This is a genomic window from Vreelandella venusta, from assembly GCF_007989605.1.
Taxonomy (GTDB): domain Bacteria; phylum Pseudomonadota; class Gammaproteobacteria; order Pseudomonadales; family Halomonadaceae; genus Vreelandella; species Vreelandella venusta.
Map to the genome: position 1 here is coordinate 54512 of NZ_BJUL01000010.1, position 21784 is coordinate 76295.

The window sequence follows — 21784 nt, forward strand, 5'->3', positions numbered from 1 at the left end:
TCGAGTATATCACTTTAAGGTGCCGTCCTCTTTTAACGCCGCCCGGGCGAAAGCGCTGGGAGATTGACCAAGCACCTTGCGAAACATGCTGGAGAAAGCGGCTGGGCTGTCGTAGCCAAGCTCCAGCGCGGTTTGGGTAACGGAACTGCCGGACAGCAACCTGGGAATAGCCGCCATTAGGCAGGCCTGTTGGCGCCATATGCCAAAGGAGAGCCCGGTCTGCTGACGGAATAGGCGATTGAAAGTGCGCTGACTGCAGTGCAACTGCTGAGCCCATTCATCAGGCAGCGTGTGAATGTTTGGCTGGCCGAGAAACGCTCTGCACAGGTTGGCGAGTGGAATATCGCGGGGCAGTGGCGCAAATAGCGGCAAGGCCTGAGCTTGTTCCAGTTCGTATAGGAGTAGTTGAGCAAGGGCACCGTCGCGGCCGTTTTCGTCATAGCGCGCGGGAATGTGGGCAGACGCCAGCAGTAAGTGGTGTAGGAGAGGCGTCACGACCAGCACTTCGCAGTTGGGCGAAGCGCGTGGCGCGACGTGGGGCTCGATATACAGGCTTCGGGTGCTCACTCCGTTCATGCGCACCTGATGGCGCTTGCCCGCAGGCAGCCAGACGCCGCTATAGGGTGGCACCATCCAGGTACCGTCGTCCGTGTTGACCTCCATCACACCGCTCATGCCATAGAGAAACTGGGCACGCCGATGGGTATGAAAATCGAGGAGGGTGCCGGGGCGGTAATCAGTACCGATGGCCACAATGGGCCGTGCCACATGATCTACATCTGCAAGAGGTGTATTGAGCATTAGCGTTAACCTGGCTGAAACGCATTGATGGTTGTCCGAATCACGAATGTCGGCCAATCCTCGCCAGCATATAGTGCCTGCTGTTTCGTTTCATCAGGAGAGTGCCGGTGTATAGCGTATTGCTTGTTTGTGGTGGGGTGGCGGGAGTGACCACGGTGTTGTTTGGTTTCGGCGGCGGGTTTGTGGTGGTGCCTTTGCTGTATACCCTGCTGATTGCCGTCCATGGGCCGAATAGTGGCATCGGTCAGGCGGCTATGCATATCGCGGTGGCTACCTCGACGGCGTTGATGGTCTTTGCTGCTTCGCTGTCCACATGGCGTCACCATCAACGGCAGACCGTGCAGTGGCATCTGGTGCGTCCGCTAGTGGGCTATATCGCCATTGGGGCTGTGCTGGGCGCGGCGGCGGCCGTGTCGTTAAGTGGCGAGTGGGTGCGCTGGGCATTTATCGGCTATTTGGGGCTTACGATTATGGATGCCGTTCTGCGGCCCGGTTTTTTGCACCAGGCGGAGAGCGAGGTGCGCCCTATGGGGCGTGGGCTAACGGCGATGATGGGGATATTGATTGGTTCGGTGGCCGCCTTGCTGGGCGTGGGTGGCAGTGTGATGAGCGTTCCGCTTATGCGCCGTAGAGGCGCAAGTATGACGGCCGCTACCGCCATGGCCAATCCGCTATCGCTGCCCATGGCGGTGAGTGGCACCGCGACGTATGTGTTGCTGTCGTCAAATCACCCAGCGCTGGGGGACTGGTATGCCGGTTATGTGGATCTGCGCGCCTTGCTGGCACTCGCCGTGGGCTCATGGCTCGGTATTCGACTGGCGTCGACCTGGATCGGGCGCATTCCTGACCGTATTCATGCCAGGGTATACCTGCTACTGCTGACCATGGTGCTGGTGGTGATGGTTTTTGTGCGTTGAAGCGTCTAATTGCTTGGCAGAATTATAGCGATATTTTACTGTATAAATGAACAGCTTTTGTGATAGGGTTTACTTAATCTCTGATTGCGGGCGCTTGAATCTCTCTTTTAGTATGGAAAGGTGACTACTGCCGTATTGAGTGCTGCTTGCTTGGGAGGGGCTTGTTTTAAAGACATAAAGCGTTTGATGTAAACCTGGGAGGCAGCACTCATGAATGATCAGCAAATACAGATATTCACCGGTGAAGATGGGCAATCACACCTTGAGGTAACGCTGGAGCAAGAGACCGTTTGGCTAAGTCAGGCGCAGATGGCTGAACTGTTTAACACCAAGCGCCCTGCAATCACCAAACATTTAAGTAATATTTATAAGAGTGGAGAGCTGAGTGAAGACAGCACATGTTCCATTTTGGAACATGTGGCTGAGCATGGGCAGCGATACCGGACTAAACACTACAACCTTGATGCCATTATTTCTGTTGGTTATCGGGTTAGTTCGAAGCGTGCCACTCATTTCCGAAAGTGGGCAACTCAAGTATTAAAAGAACATTTGGTACAAGGCTATACCTTAAACCAACGCCGCCTAACCGAGCGTGGCATTGAGTTTGAGCAGGCGGTGAGTTTGCTAAGCCGAACCCTGACCAATCAAGGTTTGGTATCAACCGAAGGTGAAGCGGTTGCCCGTGTGATTAGCGATTACGCCCGCTCCTGGAGTTTGCTACAGGGCTACGATGAGCAGCAGTTGGCGGAAGTGGGCATCAAACAGCCGGGTATGCAGCCTTTAGGATTGGAAGAGGCACTTCAGGCTATCGGTGAGTTGAAGCAGACCCTGATTGGCAAGGGGGAGGCCACCGAGCTATTCGGTCAGTTACGGGGTGACGGTCTGACGTCCGCCCTGGCCACCATTGAGCAAGGCTTTGGGAATGAGCTTTTTTACCCTAACGTCGCCACCCGCGCCGCGCACCTGCTTTACTTTGTGATCAAGAATCACCCTCTAGCCGATGGCAACAAACGCTGCGGCTCGTTTCTATTCTTGTGGTATCTGCGCCGCAACGCCGCGTTGCTGGCAAAGCCAGTAGAGCAACTGATTAATGACAATACCCTAGTGGCCCTGGCCCTATTGGTGGCAGAAAGCCTACCGGATCAGAAAACGCTGATGATCCGGTTGATCGAACATTTCATCTTGTTGCGATAGCTGTCCCCCTCGCCGACGACCGCAGGGGCTTTGCCCATTAAGCCTCTTCTATTCCATCCACCAGAAAAACGCGATAGTCGGCACCTTGGAAACGGTGTTTGCGGGCGTCCTGATAGGCGGGGCTTTCGTACCAGGCGCGGGCGGCGGCCATATCGGGGAAGCGTAGAATCACCGCACCTTCCATGGCGCTTCCTTCTAACACCTCAAAGTCACCGTAAAAGGCGAGCGGTTGTGGGTCGTGGCCTTCGCGGGCGGCTTTGGCCTTGGAAGCGTACTGCTCCATTTCCTTGGCATCGTGAGTGTGCTCACGGGTTAGTACGATGTAGGCGGGCATTCGGCTCTCCTTGTTGGTGTGAAATGCGCTACACAATCATACCCGTTGTTGGTTGGGCGCTGTCCACTTACTCTAATGGCTCTGCTCTCAAGGACTGTTCTCAGAACCTTGCACGAAAATTTTATTAGCAAGCTATCAACCTATTCGATTGCCTTGATAGCAACTGTCGGTATCATATTGTTGATGTTGTCCATCATTACGCCTCTCTACCGTGAGCTTCTATGACCCAATCTAAAACGCCGTTCATTGTGGTGCTGAGCTTGGCATTGACCATGATGCTGGGCCCGTTTTCCATGGATACGTACCTGCCGGCTTTTCCGGTTATTGGCGAATCGCTGGGAGTTTCTCAGCAGGCGGTATCGCTGAGCGTTTCAGTGTATGTCTTCGCAATGGCGTTTGGTCAGTTAATCGGCGGTGCGCTTTCAGACCGCTTCGGGCGGCAGCGGGTGTTGATGAGCGGCCTGGCGATTTTTGCGCTTTCAAGCATTGTCATTGGTATGGCGGATTCCTTGAACACGCTACTCGGCGGGCGAGCCGTTCAGGCCCTTGGCGCTGGCTTTACTCTGGTATCTGTGCCGGCGTTGGTACGCGACCGGGTGGCTGGCCGCGATGCCGCGAAGCTATTTTCGATGATGGGCTTTATCATGGTGCTGGCACCTGGCACCTGGCATTGCGCCGAGCGTAGGCAGCGCGATCCTGTCTTTGGGTTCCTGGCACTTTATCTTTTTCGCCTTGGCGGTATACGCGGTGCTGCTGGTGCCGTTGCTGGTGCGGGTGCTTTTTACCGGTACGGGTAAAGTGTCGCGGGCGAAAAGCCCTAAGATGAGCCTGCTGGCGCGCTATAAATTGGTGCTGTCGACAAAGCCAGCTCTGCCGTTCATCGTTTGGCAGGCTGCCTCGTTTTCGACTCTAATGATGTTCATCACCTATGCGTCATTTATCTATCAAGGGCATTTCGGCCAGTCGCCTTCAAGCTTTTCGATGCTGTTTGCGGCGAATATCGTCGCGATGCTTATCTTCAATATTCTCAATCGAGCGTTGCTTTCCAGGCTATCGTCACTGCGTATCCTGCAGCTGGCAACGGGCTGCCAGGGCGTTGGCATACTGTTGTTGGTGATGGCCGCCTTTATGGAGTGGCCGCTGTACGCCTTCTTGCCTGCCATGATGCTGACCATCGGTGCGGTGGGGGCGATCTCGCCGAATATTCAGGCCTGCTTTTTGGAGTACTTTCCGACCAGTGGCGGGACGGCAGCAGCGCTTCTGGGCGCTGCGCAGTTTGGTGTCGCTGGGTTGCTGAGCGCACTGTCTGCCATGTTGCCGCATACGCTTGAAGCGGTCATCCTGGCCATGGCCGCCTGTGGCTCGGTGGCGTATCTGATGCTTGCCCGTTCTATCATTAAAGGGCGCTCCGCCGTTGAGACGAACTGAGCCAAACGGTACGCACTTGCCAAAAGCCTCGTGCTATCCAAAACATAATGACCCATGACGTTAGAAAAGGCTGGCTGTAATGAATATTGATCTTTACCAGGTAGATGCGTTTGCCTCTAAACCGTTTGAAGGTAACCCTGCGGCGGTTTGTCCGTTGGAAGCGTGGTTGGACGATACGTTGTTGCAGGCAATAGCCACGGAGAACAACCTCTCTGAAACCGCCTTCTTCGTGCCGACCGAGTCTGGCTATCACCTGCGCTGGTTTACCCCTTCAGTGGAAGTGGATTTATGTGGTCATGCTACGCTGGCGGCGGCGTGGGTGATCTTTAATGTGCTGGGCGATAGCGCTGAAACACTGGCGTTCGAGACCCGCAGTGGGCAGCTTTTAGTGCAGCGTGACGGCGACGAACTGGCGATGGATTTTCCTGCCAAGGTAGTCGAACCCTTGGCGATGGAAGCTGAGGTAAAGGCGGCGTTAGGGATTAATGAGATCGAAGAGCTGCTGATATCTGACGATATCGTGGTGGTGGTTAACGATGCTCAGTTGATTGAATCGCTAACGCCGGATATGCAGCAATTGAAGCACCTTCCAGGACGCGGCATTGTCGTGACTGCGAAAGGCAGCGATGTAGACTTTGTCTCCCGTTGGTTCGGCCCCAAAGTCGGTGTGGAGGAAGACCCCGTGACTGGCTCGGCGCATACCTCGCTTGCGCCTTTGTGGGCGAGAAAATTGGGTAAACGGCAGCTTACAGCACGCCAGGGGGGAGTCCGAAAAGGTGCGCTGAGTTGTGAGATAGAAGGCGAGCGCGTGATTATCAAAGGTTGCGTTGCGCCTTACTTGAAAGGGGTAATTACATTGCCTAATGGATAAGCTGATCCACCACTAAACCGAATAGTGGTGGTCTGGGTGGCCGCGATGCGACGAAGTCACCTAGTTTTAGTAAGTGCTGCCGCTCACTATCAATTTAATGAGCGGCTTCTGAAAAGCGCTGATGCCTCTGAGGCGATCACTTCACATCGTTACCTAAGGCTTTTAGTTGCTCGGGGCTAAGGGCGATGTCATCGTTTTTGTTTACCCCAATACCTTGCTCAATGATAGTTTGCGCAATCTGCTGGGCTTCTTCTAGCGAGTGCATAACAAAGGTGCCGCACTGATACTCATTGAGCTCGGGAATCTCGTCCATTCGCTGAACCGCTAGTACATCGCGCATAGCGGCTAGCCAGGCATTGCCGACACGCTCTTCGCTTGGGCTGCCCAACAGGCTCATATAAAACCCCGTACGGCAGCCCATCGGTGAAATATCAATAATTTCGACGTCTGCACTGTTCAAATGATTGCGCATAAACCCTGCAAACAAGTGCTCAAGAGTGTGGATGCCTTTTTCACCCATCATGTCTTCATTTGGCTTATTAAATCGTAAGTCGAACACGGTGATGGTATCGCCAGAAGGCGAGTTCATGGTTTTGGCAACACGCACGGCTGGGGCATTCATTATGGTGTGGTCAACGGTAAAGCTATCGAGAAGCGGCATGCTGCCTCCTGGCTGAGTCGTCTATAAGGGGACTTCTAGAACTTTGATGGGTTGCCCTTGGGGGCTACCCATCAGCGCTCCATCACGAACGACTGTTTGGCCGCGTATTACGGTCGCTATCGGCCAGCCGGTCACTGGTTTGTCGTGATAAGGCGTCCAGCGACTAACGCTGGCGATCCATTCATTTGTGATGAGGCGCTCGGTTTTAAGGTCGACCAACGTAAGGTCGGCATCATAGCCTAGAGCAATTCGTCCTTTGCCTTCAATACCGAATAGTCGAGCTGGCCCAGCGCTGGTCATGCCGGTGTCTCCTCTGCGGGTGTTGGCGCGCGCAGGCGCTCCAGGCGGTTGGCTTGTTCGCGGCGCTGGACATCAATGTCGGGGGCACGGCTATGCTCTGCTAATAGCGTGATCGCCTCATCCACGGGCAGAGTGCCTAGGTCAGTGCCGTCACGATGGCGCAGGGTGACTTTACCCTCTGCCGCTTCGCGGCTGCCGACGATTAGCAAAAAAGGAATTCGCTGTAGAGTCTGCTCGCGGATTTTGTAGCCGATCTTTTCATTGCGTACATCGGCCTTGGCACGAATTTCCGCGCCGCATAGCGTTTCAGCCAGGGTGTTGGCATAACCTGCCTGTGGCTCGGTGATCGACATAACGACGGCTTGTTGCGGTGCTAGCCATGCGGGCAACTTGCCAGCATGATGCTCAATAAGGATACCGAGAAAGCGTTCTAATGAACCGAAAAGTGCGCGGTGTAGCATCACGGGGCGTTGGCGTTGGCCTTGCTCATCGACGTAGTCGAGCCCAAAACGCTCTGGTAGGTTCATATCCACCTGCAGGGTGCCGCACTGCCAGTCGCGGCCGATGGCATCGCGCAGCACGAACTCTAGCTTGGGGCCGTAGAAAGCGCCTTCGCCAGGGTTGAGTTGGTAATCTAAACCCATCGTTTCCAGTGATGCGGTCAGCGCATTTTCAAGGCGATCCCACACCGCCTCGCTACCCATGCGATTCTCTGGCCGAGTGGAGAGTTTCAGGCGCACATCTTCAAAGCCGAATTCGCGGTAAATATCGAGTACCAGCGCCACCACTTGGCGGCACTCGTCATTCATTTGCTCGGGGGTGCAGTAGATGTGGGCATCATCTTGGGTAAAGTGGCGCACTCGCAGAAGGCCATGTAGCGCACCAGAAGGTTCGTAGCGATGTACCTTGCCAAACTCTCCCATGCGTATTGGCAAGTCACGGTAACTTTTAAGGCCATGGCGAAATAGCAGCACGCTGCCTGGGCAGTTCATGGGTTTGAGCGCCAGTGAACGGCCATCTTCCGTCTGGGTGGTGAACATGTGCTCTTGGTAGTTCTGCCAGTGGCCGGAGGTCTCCCACAAACCGCGGTCCATCATATCGGGGGTGTTGACCTCGACATAGCCGCTGTTTTGCTGACGGCGGCGCATATAGGCAATCAGTGTCTGTAGCACTCTCCAGCCATCGGGATGCCAGAAAACGGCGCCTGGAGCTTCCTCTTGAAAGTGGAATAACCCTAGCTGGCGACCTAAGCGGCGATGGTCGCGTTTTTCGGCTTCTTCGAGGCGTTTAAGGTGGGACTTAAGCGCTTTCCGGTCGGCCCATGCGGTGCCATAAATGCGTTGCAACTGAGCATTGCGCGCATCGCCTCGCCAGTAGGCGCCGGAAAGTTTGGTCAGCCGGAAATGTTTCAGAAAACGCGTGTTAGGCACGTGGGGGCCACGGCACATATCCACGTACTCCTGATGAAAGTAGAGCCCTAGACTCTGTTCATCAGGCATTTCTTCGATCAGCCGCTGCTTGTAGCTTTCACCCCGTTCGCGGAAGATACCCAGCGCTTCGTCTCTTGGCAGGCGTTGTTTGACGACATCGTACTCCTGATTAATCAGCACTTTCATGCGTGTTTCGATAGCGTCCATATCTTCTGGTGTGAAAGGGCGCTCATAGGCAATGTCGTAATAGAAACCGTCATCAATGACTGGCCCAACCACCATCTCAGCGTTCGGGTAAAGCTGCTTTACGGCATGCCCGACTAAGTGGGCGCAGGAGTGGCGGATGATCTCCAGCCCTTCGTCGTCGTTGGGCTTGATGACCTGTACCCGTGCATCAGCGGTGATCAGATCACAGGCATCTACTAACTTACCGTTCACACGGCCAGCCAGTGCCTGACGGGCCAAACCAGGGCCAATAGTGGCGGCAATCTCGGCGATACAGGTGGGAGACGTTAGCGTCAGCTGGCGCTCATCCGGCAGGGTGATCGTAAGAGGCTCTCCGTTAGCGGTAAAGGGCGTGTCGGTCATGGCGTCGTTCTCGTATTGAATGATGTTATGAGCACAGGCAGGGGCATTAGCGTTTGTTTCGATGTGAGGCGGTGTTGCGTGAGCTTGGCTGCCAGCAAGAGCTGTTAGGCGGTTTTGATGTCAATGGCTCAACGGTGCGGTAATAACCTCAACCGTTTCGTTGCGGATGGCGTTGTAGAAACAATTGGGCCGCCCGGTGTGGCAGGCTGGTCCGTGCTGATCAACCCGCAGCAGTATCGCGTCGCCGTCGCAGTCTAGTCGCGACTCGACCAGCCGCTGGCGATGGCCGGAACTTTCGCCCTTGCGCCACAGAGCCTTCCGCGAGCGTGACCAGTAGCACACTTGGCCAGTCGTTAGCGTTTCGAGTAACGCCTCGCGGTTCATCCAGGCCAGCATCAGTACCTCACCGCTGTCGTGCTGCTGCGCGATGGCGGTGATCAAGCCGTCGGCGTTCCAGGGAATGGCATCAATCACCGCTGCTAGCGGTTGGCGCTCGCCGCGCTTGGCATTCTCTAGCTTCATCCAGATGTTCATTACCGCTCTCATTTCATTTAAATTATGTTATAACATAACATAAATGGTGCCTTAGATAGCAAGGTTTGCTGGGAGCCCAGCGCGCTAATACGTCATCCAAACGCGGAGATGATGAAAACACGTGCAGCCATTGCCTGGGTACCCAACCGGCCACTAGAAATTGAAGAAATCGCTCTGGAAGGCCCGAAGTGGGGCGAAGTCTTAGTCAGGATTGTTAACACCAGTCTGTGTCATACGGATATGTTTACGCTATCCGGCAAAGACCCAGAGGGTTTGTTTTGTGTTCTGGGGCATGAGGAGGTGGGCATCGTCGAGGAGCTTGGACATGGGATAACTTCGGTAAAACCCGGCGACCAAGTGATTCCACTCTGTTTGGTTTAATCCATCCTTTTAATCCATCCACTGCCAGGGTGGTTCGTCTAACCATCCCTGGCCGAGGATAACGGTTTCGCCAAACTCCTTATTTAGAGCAATAGCGTTGCAGGCAGCCTCTTTTTCCAAAGTGGCTACCAAGCGTGGTGCGTGGGAGACCACCCATACTTGGGTTGCCCGTGATGCTCGGATGATCAGGCGCCCTAAAGCAGGCAGCAGATCTGGATGCAAACTGGTTTCCGGCTCATTTAGCACTAATAGGGAGGGCGGACGAGGGGTGAGTAGCGCTGCCACCAGCAGTAGATAGCGAAGCGTTCCATCGGATAATTCCGACTGATTTAAAGGGCGTAGCAGCCCATCCTGAATAAATTGTAATAGGAAGCGGTTACCGGCGTCGGCTGCAAAATTGATGGTTGCACCGGGAAAGGCGTCTTCAATCGCCTCGTATAACGCTTCTCTGTCGCCAATCTCGTGGATAGTTCGTAATGCAGCCACTAGGCTATGGCCATCGTGATCCAGCACCGGGGTGCGGGTGCCTATCTGTGGTGTTCGGATCATAGATTGCGGGTCGGTGCGAAACTGATCATAGAAGCGCCAACTACGAATGGTTTGTCGAACCGCGTGAACCTCAGGCACGGCGATGGGGTCACTGATTTCGTTCAAAATGCTTTCGTGGCTATGAAGATGGGCGTTGTAAACCTGCCATTTACGGCCAGCACGCACCTTCACCACTGGTCCGGCTCGGTCGATCAGGCAACTGCTGGGGCGGCAGACGTCGCCAGCCCAAATACACTCGCGCTTTATCTCGGGGTCGAACTGAAACATGGAGGGGTCCCCGTAGCCAGCAAACCCCTGTGGCGCGGGCATTCCCAGTGAAATGGCGTAACCAAAGTCTTCACCCACAAAACCCAGCCTAAGGCGGGAATTGTTTCTCTTGGCAGAGCCTTCAATGGGGGCGGTGCCATCTTTCATGCTTTTGGTCAGTTTTTCCGGGCCAGCCCATAAGGTGTAGTCAAGCCCGCCTTCCTGGGCAATTGATGAGATCAGATTGCCTTTAGTTGTCTCTGCCAGTAGCCGCAGCGCTTTATACAGGTTGGATTTTCCACACCCATTGGGCCCGGTCACCACATTGAGATCTGCCAGGGGGGAGACAACGTTTTTCAAACTGCGATAGTTGGATACGGCAAAGGCGGTAATCATAGGCGCTGAGATCCGCGATAAAAAAGTTTATCTGGCTGCTTTTCTGGAGGGGGGCAGCATACGCAGACAAGCGTCTGCCACTTGGTGTGCAAAGTATGCACGGTCGTCTGTCTTGGCTGCAATGATATCGGCCGTGGCGCCATGCACTGCTTAGAAAATACGGCCTAGTTTAGGCGAGTGATGGCTTAGAGCACAGGTGATCAATACAGTATAATTTATTGACCGACGGTCGGTCGATTTGTATGCTTGAAAAAAGAGCCCGCAATTTTCTATCTCACCGCAAGGAATTGTCATGCAGCCTTCTCGCCGCTACGGCGCATTGTGCGCTGTTTGTCTTGGAAGCTTTATTGCCACACTTGATATCAGCATCGTCAACGTGGCGCTCCCTACCATGCAGATGGCATTGCGCACCGATATCGTAGGGCTGCAGTGGGTCGTTAACGCTTATGCAATCTGCCTATCTGGCTTCATGTTGTCTGCGGGCCCAGTAGCGGATAGGTATGGTCAAAAGCGCGCTTGGCTCAGTGGTGTCATCCTGTTTACGCTGGGCTCGGCAGTGTGCGGCTGGGCACCGTCATTGCCGGTGTTGCTAGTGGGCCGGGCTATCCAGGGAACTGCAGGCGCTTTCCTGATCTGTGGTGCCTTGCCTATTCTTACCTCTGCTTTTCCCGACCCAAAGGAGCGTTCGCAGGTAATTGGTGCTTGGTCAGCCTCTAATGCCTTAGCGCTAATCCTGGGGCCGTTATGCGGGGGGCTATTGCTGGATCATTTTGGCTGGCAGAGCATTTTTTTGATTAACCTTCCATTGGGTATCTTGGTCGTTATCCTCGGCATGTACGGCATTACCGAGCGTCAGTACCCCGAACACGCTGCACGTGATCCGTTGGGCCAAATTCTTAGTGTGTTAGCCCTGGGTGCACTGGCGTTTGGCATGATTGAGGCAGGGGATAATTTCACAATGGGGGGCATTGCATTAATGGTCGCCGCGGTTAGCTTTGCACTGTTCGCGGTGGTAGAAAGTCGAGTAGAGCGGCCTTTACTGCCAATAGCACTACTGCAGGAGCGCGCTTTCTTAGTGGCGAATTTTGCCTCGTTCATATTGGGATTCTCTTACTACAGCAGCCTGTTCTTTTTCTCGATTTTTCTCCAGCAGATTCAGCATTGGTCACCTGTTGAGGCTGGCTGGCGCATGATGCCGCAATTTGTCATGACGCTGTGCGTTTCTCTGCTATTCGGAAGATTAAATAAGCTGATTCCTCTACGGCGGTTAACGGCAGTAGGATACGGCTTCGCTGGGCTTGCTTTGCTATTAATGGCAACGGCTACGGCACAAACACCTTACTGGATTGTAGGGGTATGGTTTGCGTTACTCGGTGTCGGGGTGGGGCTGGCAGTTCCTGCCACTAGCATTGCCGTGATGAGCCTGGCATCGGCCGAACTATCGGGAGCCGCCTCTGCAACAATGAATGCACTCCGCCAAGCTGGCATGACAATTGGTATTGCGCTGCTTGGTACATTAATGAGTGAACGGGCAATTCATGTTTTTGCCTCTGCTTCTGCCGTAGTTGAGAGAGGAGTTGAACAAGGAGTGGGTAGTGTGGAGCAGATTGCGCGTGAGGCTATTACTCAGCACGTATTCCCCAACACCTCAATCGCTCTTCAAGACCTTTTTACCCGCGCGATGGAAAGTGGTTTTCATTTGGCAATGTTGTTGGCAGGGCTCGCCTGTTTTGGTGTACTAAGCTTGCTGCTCATGGGTAATCTTCATGCAGGCCAACGATATAGCCCTAGTTCCAGTCCATAGATGACACTGTAACTTCCTCTAGGCGTGTTAATCGCTGTCTCAAGATGGAAACTACTCTGTCAGTCCGTATTGCTACCCGCTAATGGAAATTAGCAGGGTCGTCGGCAGGGATAAAGGTTGCAGGCTCTGCCACTGGAGGTAGCTGCTTGTTTTCCAGAGTTGCCAAGGCAATCTTGTAGCAATCCTCGATATGTCGGTTGCCCATGTATTTCATGGCAGTAAAACTAATACTGCCTGCCACAGCGCTGCCAATAAAGGGAACAAACTTAGAAACACCTTTGGCAGCAACTTTAACGCCCATCTTGTTCAGCAGCGTAATGATTAACGTCTTGGTGATGTATTTTCCGGCTAACTTGCTTCCCGTATTGGAAATGGCGGTCATCACAAAAAGCTTGGTTTCAGTGTCTAGGCTTTCGATTTGTTCAGGCGATAAACCAAACTGGGCATTAATCTTGGGAATTATGCGCATCAAGATGGCCACGTCTGAGCCGATATCCAGCCCAGGTATGGGAATAATGGCGGTGCCTGCCGAGATCCCTGCGCTTTTGGTCACCATCGAATAGCATGACTTTTTAATAGCGTCGAGTTGTTCCCTTGTCTCAATCATGCGGTGTTCCTTTGTTACGATACTGAACTGCGATATTGCAGGGGGCAGCTTTTACGCCGTCACTTCTCCGCATCCCCGCTCGGTGCAGGTGGGTTGGTGGTCATACAGCGTTTGAATGATCTGACAGTTAGCCGCCTTGCCGCCTCGGCATTGATGCACCACTTGGCGCAGTTCCCCCGCCAGTGCTTGTAAGGCAGCGATGCGTTCTTCTAAGTGTGCTAGATGACGGCTGGCAATATTATCGGCGGCGGTGCAGTCGGTGTCGGGGTTGTCGGAAAGTGCTAACAACTCCTGGATACTGTGCAGATCTAACCCCAGGCTACGGCCATGGCGGATAAAGCCAATGCGTTCTAATGCCGCCTGATCATAAGACCGGTAGCCTTGCTCTCCCCGCTGTGGCGGTGCCAGTAATCCCAGCTTTTCATAATGGCGAATGCTTTCCGGCGAGCATCCGGTTCGGCTGGCAACTTCCCCGATACGATAGTAGCGTTTCATTGGCTTGACCCTGTAACGATTACAGGGTTTAGGCTAGTCGTTATTCTCTTGACTAACAAGTAGGTAACCGACGATGAGTTTGATCAATGAGCTGTTGAGTATTGCGTTAAGTGCCGCGCCTTGGCTGCTGTTGGGGCTGGTGATTGCGGGATTAATTAAGGCCTTAATGCCCGAGCATCTATTACAGCGTTGGATGGGAGGGCGTGGTCTGGGCAGCATTTTACGCGCAGCGGTGATTGGTATGCCGTTGCCATTGTGTTCCTGCGGGGCGATTCCCACCGCGCTGGCGCTGCATCGGGGTGGGGCGGGCCGTGGGCCAACCACGTCTTTCTTGATTAGTACACCCGGCGTTGGGGTAGATTCAATGCTCATCACCAGTGTGCTCTTGGGCCCATTAATGGCCCTGGCGCGAGTGTTGGGAGCCTTGGTAACTGCCATAGTGACAGGCATTTTAGTGGGTTTTACCGGCCAAACTGCATTGCCGAAAAGCACCCCTGTTAGCAGCTGCTGTGCATCAAAAGGGGCTGATGATGGCCATGCTCATGCACATGCCACTGAGTCGACGGGGGTGATCGCAGGATTAAAGTATGCCTTTAGCGATTTATTGGATGACATCAGTAGCTGGATGTTTGCCGGTTTATTGTTGGCGGGGGTGCTGGTTACCTTTGTGCCGCCAGAAACCCTGGTAGGTTTTTCGGGTGGCCTGTTGGCACTCATCCTTATGGCGGTCATTGGTATTCCTTTGTATATCTGTGCTACTGCAGCTACACCGGTTGCCGCTGGCTTGCTATTAGCGGGCATTTCACCGGGGATGGCGTTAGTTTTCCTACTGGCAGGCCCTGTGACGAGCCTAGCCACCCTGGCTATTCTGCGGCGTGAGTTTGGCAGCCAAGCGTTAGCGGTTTATCTCGTCAGCATTCTGCTGGTGACGGTGCTAATTGGCTGGGTATTTGATCAAGGGCTGGCGATGACTGGGTGGGACCCGGTTCAGCAGGCCAATCAAGTTCAGGAGCTGCTACCTGCATCTGTCGAGTGGTTGGCTTTAGGCGCACTGGTACTGTTCTCTATTCGTCCTATGCGTAAGCGGTTGTTGGGGTTTTAGGGGTATAGTGGTCGCTTCCAAGCTAAAATTTACTCACAAGCTCTGCTAAGCATGAAAATATCAAAAGCCGCGCTCTATCGGGAGTTGGCACCAGAGGCCCGTTTACAGTTAGGGCTGTCGGTAACCAATAAAGTCATTTGTGTACTGATTCTATTGGCAGCGTTGACAGCAATTCTGGAGACGGAACCAACGCTGCGGATGCTTCTACCGTATCTTTTCCCTACGTTGGAAGCTGTATTTGTAGTGATCTTTATTGTGGAGTATTTGCTGCGGCTGTATGCCATTGGTGAAGATCCCCGTTATCGCGGCTGGAAAGGGCGGTTACGCTATGTATTTTCATTCTGGACTTTGGTCGATTTATTAGCGATCTTGCCGTATTTTCTGGGATTTATTGCTCAGAACAATGCGTTCTTACTGAGACTGTTGCGCTTAGCGCGCATGCTACGCCTAGCTAGATTAGGCAGGTTTAGCCAAGCATGGACCGCGCTGGCAGAAGCACTGCAGTCTCGCTCTCACGAACTATGGTTAAGCGCAGGCGTGGCTGTGTTGTTGTTGCTGTTTTCATCCTGCTGCCTTTATGTGGTGGAGGCAGCAGCTCAGCCAGAAGCGTTTGGTAGTGTGCCCCGGGCGCTTTGGTGGAGTATCGCTACGCTGACGACGGTAGGCTATGGGGACGTCACGCCAGTAACTGCGGTAGGGAAGTTCTTTGCGGGGTTAACGGCCGTTGCAGGTATCGGCATTATCGCCATGCCCACTGGCATTTTAGCGGCGGCGTTTAGCGATGCATTTCAGAAGAAACAGAAATAAGAAAACAGTAACGTTAGGCGCCCTGATATCTCCTGGGTGATGAAACATGTATTGATGAAGAGACCGCCCGCCATAGACAATACGCATCCTACCTGGCCACGAAGCTTCAATTCTCCAGCTTGTTATTAGTCCTTCAGCGGCGTAGTCATAAATCGTTGATACTTTAAGTCCGCTCCTTTTCGCCACCTCGCCCACACTCAATGCCCTTTCCCCAGAGTCTATGCGCTGATCCCTTATTTCTCTTGACCTCAAGTTAACTAGAGGTTTTACAGTAAGTGCCGATTCTTATTTAGCAATGGCCGATAAAGGGTGGGCAGTGGGTATGCGCAATAGCAATTCGAGATCAATTCCGTTGGTAAGAACGATCCTGCTGATCATTCTTATTGGGTTCAACCTGCGGCCATCCATGGCAGCTATTGGGCCGCTGGTTGAGGCAATCCGCCACGATGTAAGTCTTTCATTTACACAGTTATCGCTTTTAACCACGTTGCCGGTACTAGCGATGGGGCTAGGGTGTTTTGTTAGTGCATTGCTCGTAAAACGGGTCGGTTTTAATAGCGTGATTACCCTGGCGCTTGCGTCGATTGCTCTGTCGGACGCGTTACACTGGTTTGACTTCGGGTATGCCGGTTTAGGGACAGCCGCACTGGGCGCTGGCATTGGCATAGCGTTTATCCAGGCCGCACTGCCCGCGGTGATAAAGCAGGCAGCAGGCGAGAAAACTCCCATGGTGATGGGGTTCTACATTGCCTCTATTATGGGGGGCGCAGCTCTCGCCGCTGCCATTACCCCTGTAGTGAGTGACTATATTGGCTGGCAGAGCGCCTTGGCGTTATGGGGTCTTTTAGCACTTGCCGGGCTTATTGGCTGGGTGATGCGCGGGCAAGTACTGCCAGCCCCTAGTCAAAACAGCAGCGTTAATATTGCTTTTTCAGCGATGGCTCGGCAGCCTCGATTTTGGTCGTTGGCGATTTTCTTTGGTTTAGGCACAGCGGGTTATACTTGCCTTCTGGCTTGGATTCCACCCACCTTTATCCATTTAGGTTGGTCGGAAACGCAAGCGGGGCTGGCACTTAGTTGGCTAACGGCCATTGAGGTGATAGCTGGCCTAACGTTTCCTATCTTGGCCCAACAAATGAAAGACCGCCGCCCGGTGTTACTGCTGGTACTTCTGTTATCGGTGGCGGGTTTCTTGCTGCTTGGGCTGGTGCCTGAAGCAATGGCTTGGCTAGCAATCACGCTACTGGGGTTGGGAATTGGTGGTCTCTTTCCGTTAAGTTTGATTATTACGATGGATCACTCAGACGAGCCCGTGCTCGCTGGCCAGCTGACCGCTTGGGTACAGGGTATCGGCTATCTCATTGCCTCTTTAGCACCAGTTGCGGCAGGGGTGATAAAAGACCTGCTGGGTAGTTTTGAGCAGGCATGGCTGATGCTTGGGGTGATTTTCATTGGCCTGATAGTGATGAGCCTCCGTTTTGATCAATCTAAAGCGCCCCAGCAGCTACGCTTTAGTTAGGGCAAGGAGATTCTCGGCAATCTCGCTGGCAAAGTCGAAACGCCCTATAACATTGATTTATTCGCTCACTGTGATGCGGATGTCGACAAGCGCTGCTTAGCTGAAGGCTTACTATGTGGCCGCTCCGCCATAATGCGCGCAAGACGCTCTAAGGCCAGTTCGAGTCGTTCAACCAAGCCTTTCATGAGCACGAGATGGTCGGCGGGAATGTCGCCGTAGGTCTCAATCGCCGCTTCCAACTGCTGACCGGCTTCGCGAATACCTTGGGGCGGCCGTCCGTTGGCGCTCTCTGCAAAACCGTTGGCCAGCGTCTGCAGTAGGTCTTGGTGCGTTCGGCGGATTAACGGGTGCGGCGCATCGTCAAAACGGTCACGCAGGCGCAACATCGCAGTGCCTAAGTCGAGCCCTGTCAGGCCTAAAATAAACAGATGGCGTTGGTCCTCGGGGAGCATATCGTCGTGTTGAGCGAGCTGCAGTAGTCGGTCGGCCATATGGCCGCTGAAGCGGGTTTCAGCATTTCGAATCGAACGTCGGCGTAGTCCATCGATATCCTGGGAAATTACCTTAATCAGACGCCGCCGCCTAAGTCGTGCACCTGGCCCTGGCAGTAGGCGAAAAGCCATAACGACGCAGGTTAGCCCAATCACCACGGCCACCACCCGGTTGGCGAAGCTGTCGAAAGAGAAATCCATGCCGTTGCCAGGCATGGTCAGCAGAATGTTGAAAATAGCGAAGGCTAAACAGTACCCCATGGTGGCCGGGTTAGTCGCTCCCAGTAAGCCTAAAAATAGTGGCGTGCCAAACAGCATTGCTAGCATCGGGAAACCATTGGCTTGGGAGAGCAGTACATGGCCGAACAGAAAGGCGCTGGGAATCGCCGCCAACATGCCTTTGTAAAACATCATCGTGATAGCTACGGGGTTTTCGCGGCTAGCGAAGAAGGCTGAGAACAACGTGCCCAGCATCATAGCAATCATGGCGCTATTCCAAGCGGTAACAATCCAGAAGGTTGCCAGCAGCGCAAACAGCAATCCCGAGCGTATGGCGTTAATACTGGCGGCTAGGTGGTCACGGTGCCAAGCTAGCGGCGTTGAGCGTAGTTTATGGCGCCCCGGTGCAGCAATGGCCTCGCGGGCGTCGAGCATCACCAGCGCATGGCCAATCGACTCGCGAAGCCCCAAGCGAAGGCGCTGGTCGAGTGGGGCGATGCTGCTCTGGTCACTTTCATGAACCTGATGGCGTAGCACCTGGAGTGCTTTTCTTGCTTTAGCGACCCCCTTAACGTGTTCTGCCTCACGAAAGCCCTGAGCGACCTGGCATGCAAGCTCGATACTTTGTGGGTCGAGCCGATCGGCGTGGTCGTGCATCAGTTGATGAAGTGCTTGGAGGTTGGCGAAAAAGCGTAGCGTACGCCGCGTTAGCACATGGGTGGCACGCACTCGGCCGGGGCCGACAGGGCCCTCAAAACGGGCCGCTTGGCTATCGGTTTCCAGTAGTGTTAATGGTTCTAGGCTACTCCGCAGGGCTTTCTGCATTGCTGGAATATCGTTGCTGGCTTCCAAGCGCAGGGCGGCATGCTCGAAGGCTTCGTTGATGACGCTATCGGCCTGGGTGGCAAGGTGTGCACCTACATGAGATGGCCAGAGTAGTGAGCTGGCCAGCATCGCGCAGACTGCGCCTAGCCCCAATTCGGAAAGTCGGGCCACGGCGATATCGAAAATACCCGCTGGTGTGCTGCCACTGGAAATCACCACGATCAGCATCGCAGTGACGGCGGCCATCAGGCAGCCGTAAGTGTAGTTGTTACGCCACAGTGAACCGACATATGTGCACAGCATAATCCAGGCCGTCAATACGATCAGTGCGGGTATGCGCGCTTGGACGAACAGCGCCATTATCACGATACCTGCAACGGCACCGATAACAGTGCCGGTAAGCTGGCAAATGCCTTTTTCGATCACCATGCCGCTCATCGGTCGAACCTGGAGAAAAGCAGCCGACATTAGCGCCCAGTAAGGCCTTTCCAGGTCGAACCAGAGAGCCACATAGAGTGCCAGCATCATTGCCAAGGTGGTTTTGATGGCGAACTTGACCGCCGTGGCATTGGGCGTCAGGTAGGTATTAACAAACGGCGACATGGATCACTCAGGCTGTTCGGCAGCGTGGACGCGTACCGTTGCTGTCATACCGACGCTAAGCAGCGTGTCGTCAGGGACGTTGTCTAACGAAATGCGTACTGGGATACGCTGTGCCAAGCGCACCCAGTTAAACGTTGGCGCCACCTGCGGTAGCAGTTGCTGGTTAAGGGTCGTGTTGCTATCGGCAATACCTCGGCCAATACCCGCCACCCGGCCGTCCAGATGGGGAGCGCCGTTCATTAGAATGATCTCGACCGGATCGCCTACGTTGATCGACGCCATTTTGGTCTCTTCGAAATAGCCCACCACGAAATAAGAGTTTGCGGCGATCAGTGCCATTACCGAGGTGCCGCGATTTACGTAGTTACCCGCGACAAATTGCACGTTAAGTACATGGCCGCTGACCGGCGCCGTTACTTGTGTTCGTTCTAAATCAAGCTGGGCACTGATGAGATCGGCCTGGGATTGATTGAGATCGGCGGCAGCAATACGTGAGTTGATTTGGGCAACCTGCTGGTCTTCTGCACTAATCGCACGACTGCTACGCAGTTGGTTACGCCGGCTCTCTTCTGCGCGGCTGAGTTCGAGCGTTGCTTGACGGTGTTCAACCGTGGCCTGAGCTCTGTCGACTGCCGTTTGATAGCGTGTGTCATCAATCTCAAATAGTACGTCGCCCTGGTTAACGTAATCGGTATCGGTGACATTGAGCGTATCCACCCAACCCGATACATCAGGCGCAATCGTGACGACCTCTGCATGAATGCGAGCGTCGCGGGTCCAGGGAGTATAAAGATAGTAACGCCATAGCCAGGTACCGGCGGCAATCGCAAGTACGACAATAACCAGAGTGAGTAGCAGTCGGAGCGAATGGCGCATCAAGAACCCCCGAGCAGGATAGTAAATACAAAGGTAATGCCAGCCGTAAGGATGACGAAGAGCGACAGGTCGAACCACGCTGCGTACCACAACGTATGCTGCCCCAACACCCAGTGAAGCAGCGTGCGGGTCACCAACGTGACAATGAAGCCTAAGAGGGCATAGATCAGCAGTGGGCTAAGAAGGATGCCACCGAAAGCGATTTCCTGAAGACCCATAATATCCTTGAATAACTGGAGAAAAATAATAGAAACAATATGACTAAGTTGACTCGCGGAGGGCCAGCAGTTTTGCGACCACTGCTGACGCTGCCAATAACCAGCAGTATAGAAAGCGTAAGCTAATCTTGCTTTATCGCAATACGCGCTGTTTAGGTGTTAAGCATTAGGCCGATCTATGCGCAACCGCCAAGCGGCACTCGTCATGCCACTCTCTTCATACCACTCTCGTCATGCCACTTGGCGTATACGAACTGAGCTAGCGCTTGGTGAGTATGATGACTAGCTGGATTGCCGCACCTACCGCGGCGACAACCCCCGCGCCAATCGCAAGTGTCGAAACGGGAAATTGGAGGGCCAATATAATGCCTCCGCTCGCCGCACCAATGGCACTGCCTAAATAGAGCGCTGATTCATTAAGTGCAACCGCCAGATTATCGTCGCCGTGGGGTTGGCGCGTACGAATCAGCTCGTTGTTTTGTGGCACTTGCAGTGCCCAGCCTACAGCTCCCCAAATGGCAATAGGCAGTAACGTCAGCAGTGGGTGAACCGACGCCGTGATAGGCAGAGCAATGAGCGCTAGAGAGAGTAGCAACATAATCGCCAGGGTAATCACAGGGCCGATAAATCTGTCCACCAGAGGCCCAATTAGAAAACTGCCCACGACGCCGCCAATCCCCCATACCCATAAATAACCGGTAATCGACCGAACAGCGCCTGACTCGGTAGCCGTCATAAAAGGGGCGATAAAGGTATACATGCCTAAGCTGGCAACGGCGCCGAATAAGGAAACCGCCAGAATGGCCATGGCATGAGGGGCTTTCAAAATGGCCAGCTTGCGGGCAAGCGGCAGTGACGGTAAGGAGGGTAGGGTAGGCAGTTTGGCGTGAAGCCCGGCATAGGCGACGATGCCGAGTACTGAAATAAGCCACATCGCTGATTCCCAGCCAAAACGTTCCGCCAGCAGCAGGCTGAAAGGCACCCCTAATACCGTGCCACTCGCCATACCGCCCATAATGATAGCAATCGCTTTACCACGGTGGGCTTCAGTCGCGATGGCCGCTGAGGCGGCAATACCCATGGCAAGATAAACCCCTGCGCCAACGCCAGCGACTGCCCGCCATATGGCAAGGGATATGAAGCTGCTGGCCAAGGCGCTGGCGATATTGGCCACAATAAACACGGCTAGCGCCAGTAGTAAGCCTACGCGTTGATAATGACCGGGCAGAAGTGCAACAACGACAGGCGAGCCTAAGCCATAGGCTAAGGTAAATGCCGTGACTAGCTGAGCAGCCGTGGCAGCAGAGACACTAAAGGCATCTTCAATGAGTGGAATGAGCCCTGCCGTTACATAAGAGGCCATCCCAAGCGCAAAAGCACCCAGTGCCACTAGATATACCGATAGACGAGATTGGTCAGCCATCACGCTCTCCATGTTAATTAAGGATCGAAAAATCACCGGGCGTTCTGCCAGCGAAGGGCTATTCTGGAGAGGCTTTAAGAGGGGTACAATTTAACCATTTATGCTATTACTAAAAGTGCTAGGTTATTAAAAGTGCTAGCTTATTAGAAATGATGAGTTCTCAAA

Annotated in this window: 22 protein-coding genes and 1 pseudogene; 10 read left to right on the forward strand and 13 right to left on the reverse strand. The window is 53.9% G+C overall.

The genetic code is table 11. From position 1 onward, the window contains the following. Positions 1–9: 9 nt before the first annotated feature. Positions 10–801, reverse strand: coding sequence for an AraC family transcriptional regulator (locus HVE01_RS12855; protein ID WP_146944561.1), 792 nt, complete (start codon positions 799–801; stop codon positions 10–12). A gap of 107 nt (positions 802–908) precedes the next feature. Here HVE01_RS12855 and HVE01_RS12860 point away from each other — a divergent pair, with 107 nt between their 5' ends. Together HVE01_RS12860 and HVE01_RS12865 are read left to right on the forward strand one after the other, a co-directional pair. Then, positions 909–1718, forward strand: coding sequence for a sulfite exporter TauE/SafE family protein (locus HVE01_RS12860; RefSeq protein WP_146944563.1), 810 nt, complete (start codon positions 909–911; stop codon positions 1716–1718). A 210-nt stretch (positions 1719–1928) separates the two neighbouring features. Continuing rightward, on the forward strand, positions 1929–2912 hold the full coding sequence (locus tag HVE01_RS12865; RefSeq protein ID WP_146944565.1) for a virulence RhuM family protein/type II toxin-antitoxin system death-on-curing family toxin: 984 nt from the start codon (positions 1929–1931) through the stop codon (positions 2910–2912). 37 nt (positions 2913–2949) lie between these two features. Here HVE01_RS12865 and HVE01_RS12870 read toward each other — a convergent pair whose 3' ends face one another. Continuing rightward, a complete protein-coding gene (locus tag HVE01_RS12870) occupies positions 2950–3246 on the reverse strand; it encodes a DUF1330 domain-containing protein (RefSeq protein WP_146944567.1) in 297 nt (98 codons plus the stop codon). A 221-nt stretch (positions 3247–3467) separates the two neighbouring features. Here HVE01_RS12870 and HVE01_RS20050 point away from each other — a divergent pair, with 221 nt between their 5' ends. The 3 genes from HVE01_RS20050 (at position 3468) to HVE01_RS12880 (ending at position 5545) form a co-directional block, all read left to right on the forward strand. Continuing rightward, on the forward strand, positions 3468–4043 hold the full coding sequence (locus tag HVE01_RS20050; RefSeq protein ID WP_252183162.1) for an MFS transporter: 576 nt from the start codon (positions 3468–3470) through the stop codon (positions 4041–4043). Beyond that, the gene (locus HVE01_RS20055) at positions 3943–4674 is read left to right on the forward strand and encodes an MFS transporter (RefSeq protein WP_252183163.1); all 732 of its coding nucleotides are present in this window, start codon (positions 3943–3945) and stop codon (positions 4672–4674) included. The genes HVE01_RS20050 and HVE01_RS20055 overlap by 101 nt, the downstream gene beginning before the upstream one ends. Before the next feature lie 79 nt (positions 4675–4753). Then, positions 4754–5545, forward strand: coding sequence for a PhzF family phenazine biosynthesis protein (locus HVE01_RS12880; protein WP_146944569.1), 792 nt, complete (start codon positions 4754–4756; stop codon positions 5543–5545). A gap of 136 nt (positions 5546–5681) precedes the next feature. Here the strand turns inward: HVE01_RS12880 and luxS are convergent, their stop codons facing one another. The 4 genes from luxS to hisI form a co-directional block, all read right to left on the reverse strand. Continuing rightward, positions 5682–6206: an S-ribosylhomocysteine lyase gene (gene luxS / locus HVE01_RS12885; RefSeq protein ID WP_125745879.1), complete on the reverse strand. Its 525-nt coding sequence runs from the start codon at positions 6204–6206 to the stop codon at positions 5682–5684. Between the two features lie 21 nt (positions 6207–6227). Continuing rightward, the gene (locus tag HVE01_RS12890; RefSeq protein WP_244973781.1) at positions 6228–6506 is read right to left on the reverse strand and encodes an amidohydrolase family protein; all 279 of its coding nucleotides are present in this window, start codon (positions 6504–6506) and stop codon (positions 6228–6230) included. After that, entirely contained in the window at positions 6503–8524 is a 2022-nt protein-coding gene (gene thrS / locus HVE01_RS12895; RefSeq protein ID WP_146944572.1) for a threonine--tRNA ligase, read from the reverse strand. Before thrS ends, HVE01_RS12890 begins: the two co-directional genes overlap by 4 nt. A gap of 120 nt (positions 8525–8644) precedes the next feature. Further along, complete coding sequence (gene hisI, locus HVE01_RS12900) at positions 8645–9058, reverse strand: phosphoribosyl-AMP cyclohydrolase (protein ID WP_146944574.1); 414 nt, start codon at positions 9056–9058, stop codon at positions 8645–8647. Between the two features lie 111 nt (positions 9059–9169). On the opposite strand from hisI, the pseudogene HVE01_RS12905 reads away from it, so the two are divergent. Next, positions 9170–9427: pseudogene (locus HVE01_RS12905) on the forward strand (alcohol dehydrogenase catalytic domain-containing protein); the annotation flags it as partial. Positions 9428–9448: 21 nt separating this feature from the next. Here the strand turns inward: HVE01_RS12905 and HVE01_RS12910 are convergent. After that, positions 9449–10630: an AAA family ATPase gene (locus tag HVE01_RS12910; protein ID WP_146944576.1), complete on the reverse strand. Its 1182-nt coding sequence runs from the start codon at positions 10628–10630 to the stop codon at positions 9449–9451. Between the two features lie 292 nt (positions 10631–10922). On the opposite strand from HVE01_RS12910, the gene HVE01_RS12915 reads away from it, so the two are divergent. Continuing rightward, the gene (locus HVE01_RS12915; protein WP_146944578.1) at positions 10923–12434 is read left to right on the forward strand and encodes an MFS transporter; all 1512 of its coding nucleotides are present in this window, start codon (positions 10923–10925) and stop codon (positions 12432–12434) included. 79 nt (positions 12435–12513) lie between these two features. Here HVE01_RS12915 and HVE01_RS12920 read toward each other — a convergent pair whose 3' ends face one another. Together HVE01_RS12920 and HVE01_RS12925 are read right to left on the reverse strand one after the other, a co-directional pair. Next, positions 12514–13041: a hypothetical protein gene (locus HVE01_RS12920; RefSeq protein WP_146944580.1), complete on the reverse strand. Its 528-nt coding sequence runs from the start codon at positions 13039–13041 to the stop codon at positions 12514–12516. Between the two features lie 51 nt (positions 13042–13092). Beyond that, positions 13093–13536 carry a MerR family transcriptional regulator gene (locus tag HVE01_RS12925; protein ID WP_125745891.1) on the reverse strand — a complete coding sequence of 148 codons (444 nt, stop codon included), beginning with the start codon at positions 13534–13536 and terminating at the stop codon, positions 13093–13095. A 73-nt stretch (positions 13537–13609) separates the two neighbouring features. Between HVE01_RS12925 and HVE01_RS12930 the strand changes: the two genes are divergently transcribed. The 3 genes from HVE01_RS12930 to HVE01_RS12940 all read left to right on the forward strand — a co-directional run bounded on the left by HVE01_RS12930 (position 13610) and on the right by HVE01_RS12940 (position 16964). Continuing rightward, positions 13610–14638, forward strand: a complete 1029-nt coding sequence (locus HVE01_RS12930) for an SO_0444 family Cu/Zn efflux transporter (protein WP_146944582.1) — start codon at positions 13610–13612, stop codon at positions 14636–14638. Positions 14639–14689: 51 nt separating this feature from the next. Next, a complete protein-coding gene (locus HVE01_RS12935; RefSeq protein WP_146944584.1) occupies positions 14690–15445 on the forward strand; it encodes an ion transporter in 756 nt (251 codons plus the stop codon). A gap of 322 nt (positions 15446–15767) precedes the next feature. After that, a complete protein-coding gene (locus HVE01_RS12940) occupies positions 15768–16964 on the forward strand; it encodes an MFS transporter (RefSeq protein ID WP_244973782.1) in 1197 nt (398 codons plus the stop codon). A 65-nt stretch (positions 16965–17029) separates the two neighbouring features. On the opposite strand, the gene HVE01_RS12945 is transcribed toward HVE01_RS12940, so the two are convergent. From HVE01_RS12945 to HVE01_RS12960, 4 genes are all read right to left on the reverse strand, one after another. Beyond that, entirely contained in the window at positions 17030–19102 is a 2073-nt protein-coding gene (locus tag HVE01_RS12945; RefSeq protein WP_146944588.1) for an FUSC family protein, read from the reverse strand. Positions 19103–19105: 3 nt separating this feature from the next. Further along, positions 19106–19978: an efflux RND transporter periplasmic adaptor subunit gene (locus tag HVE01_RS12950; protein WP_146944590.1), complete on the reverse strand. Its 873-nt coding sequence runs from the start codon at positions 19976–19978 to the stop codon at positions 19106–19108. After that, complete coding sequence (locus HVE01_RS12955; protein WP_125745901.1) at positions 19978–20196, reverse strand: DUF1656 domain-containing protein; 219 nt, start codon at positions 20194–20196, stop codon at positions 19978–19980. Before HVE01_RS12955 ends, HVE01_RS12950 begins: the two co-directional genes overlap by 1 nt. A 259-nt stretch (positions 20197–20455) precedes the next feature. After that, positions 20456–21619, reverse strand: a complete 1164-nt coding sequence (locus HVE01_RS12960; RefSeq protein WP_146944592.1) for an MFS transporter — start codon at positions 21617–21619, stop codon at positions 20456–20458. Positions 21620–21784 lie beyond the last annotated feature (165 nt).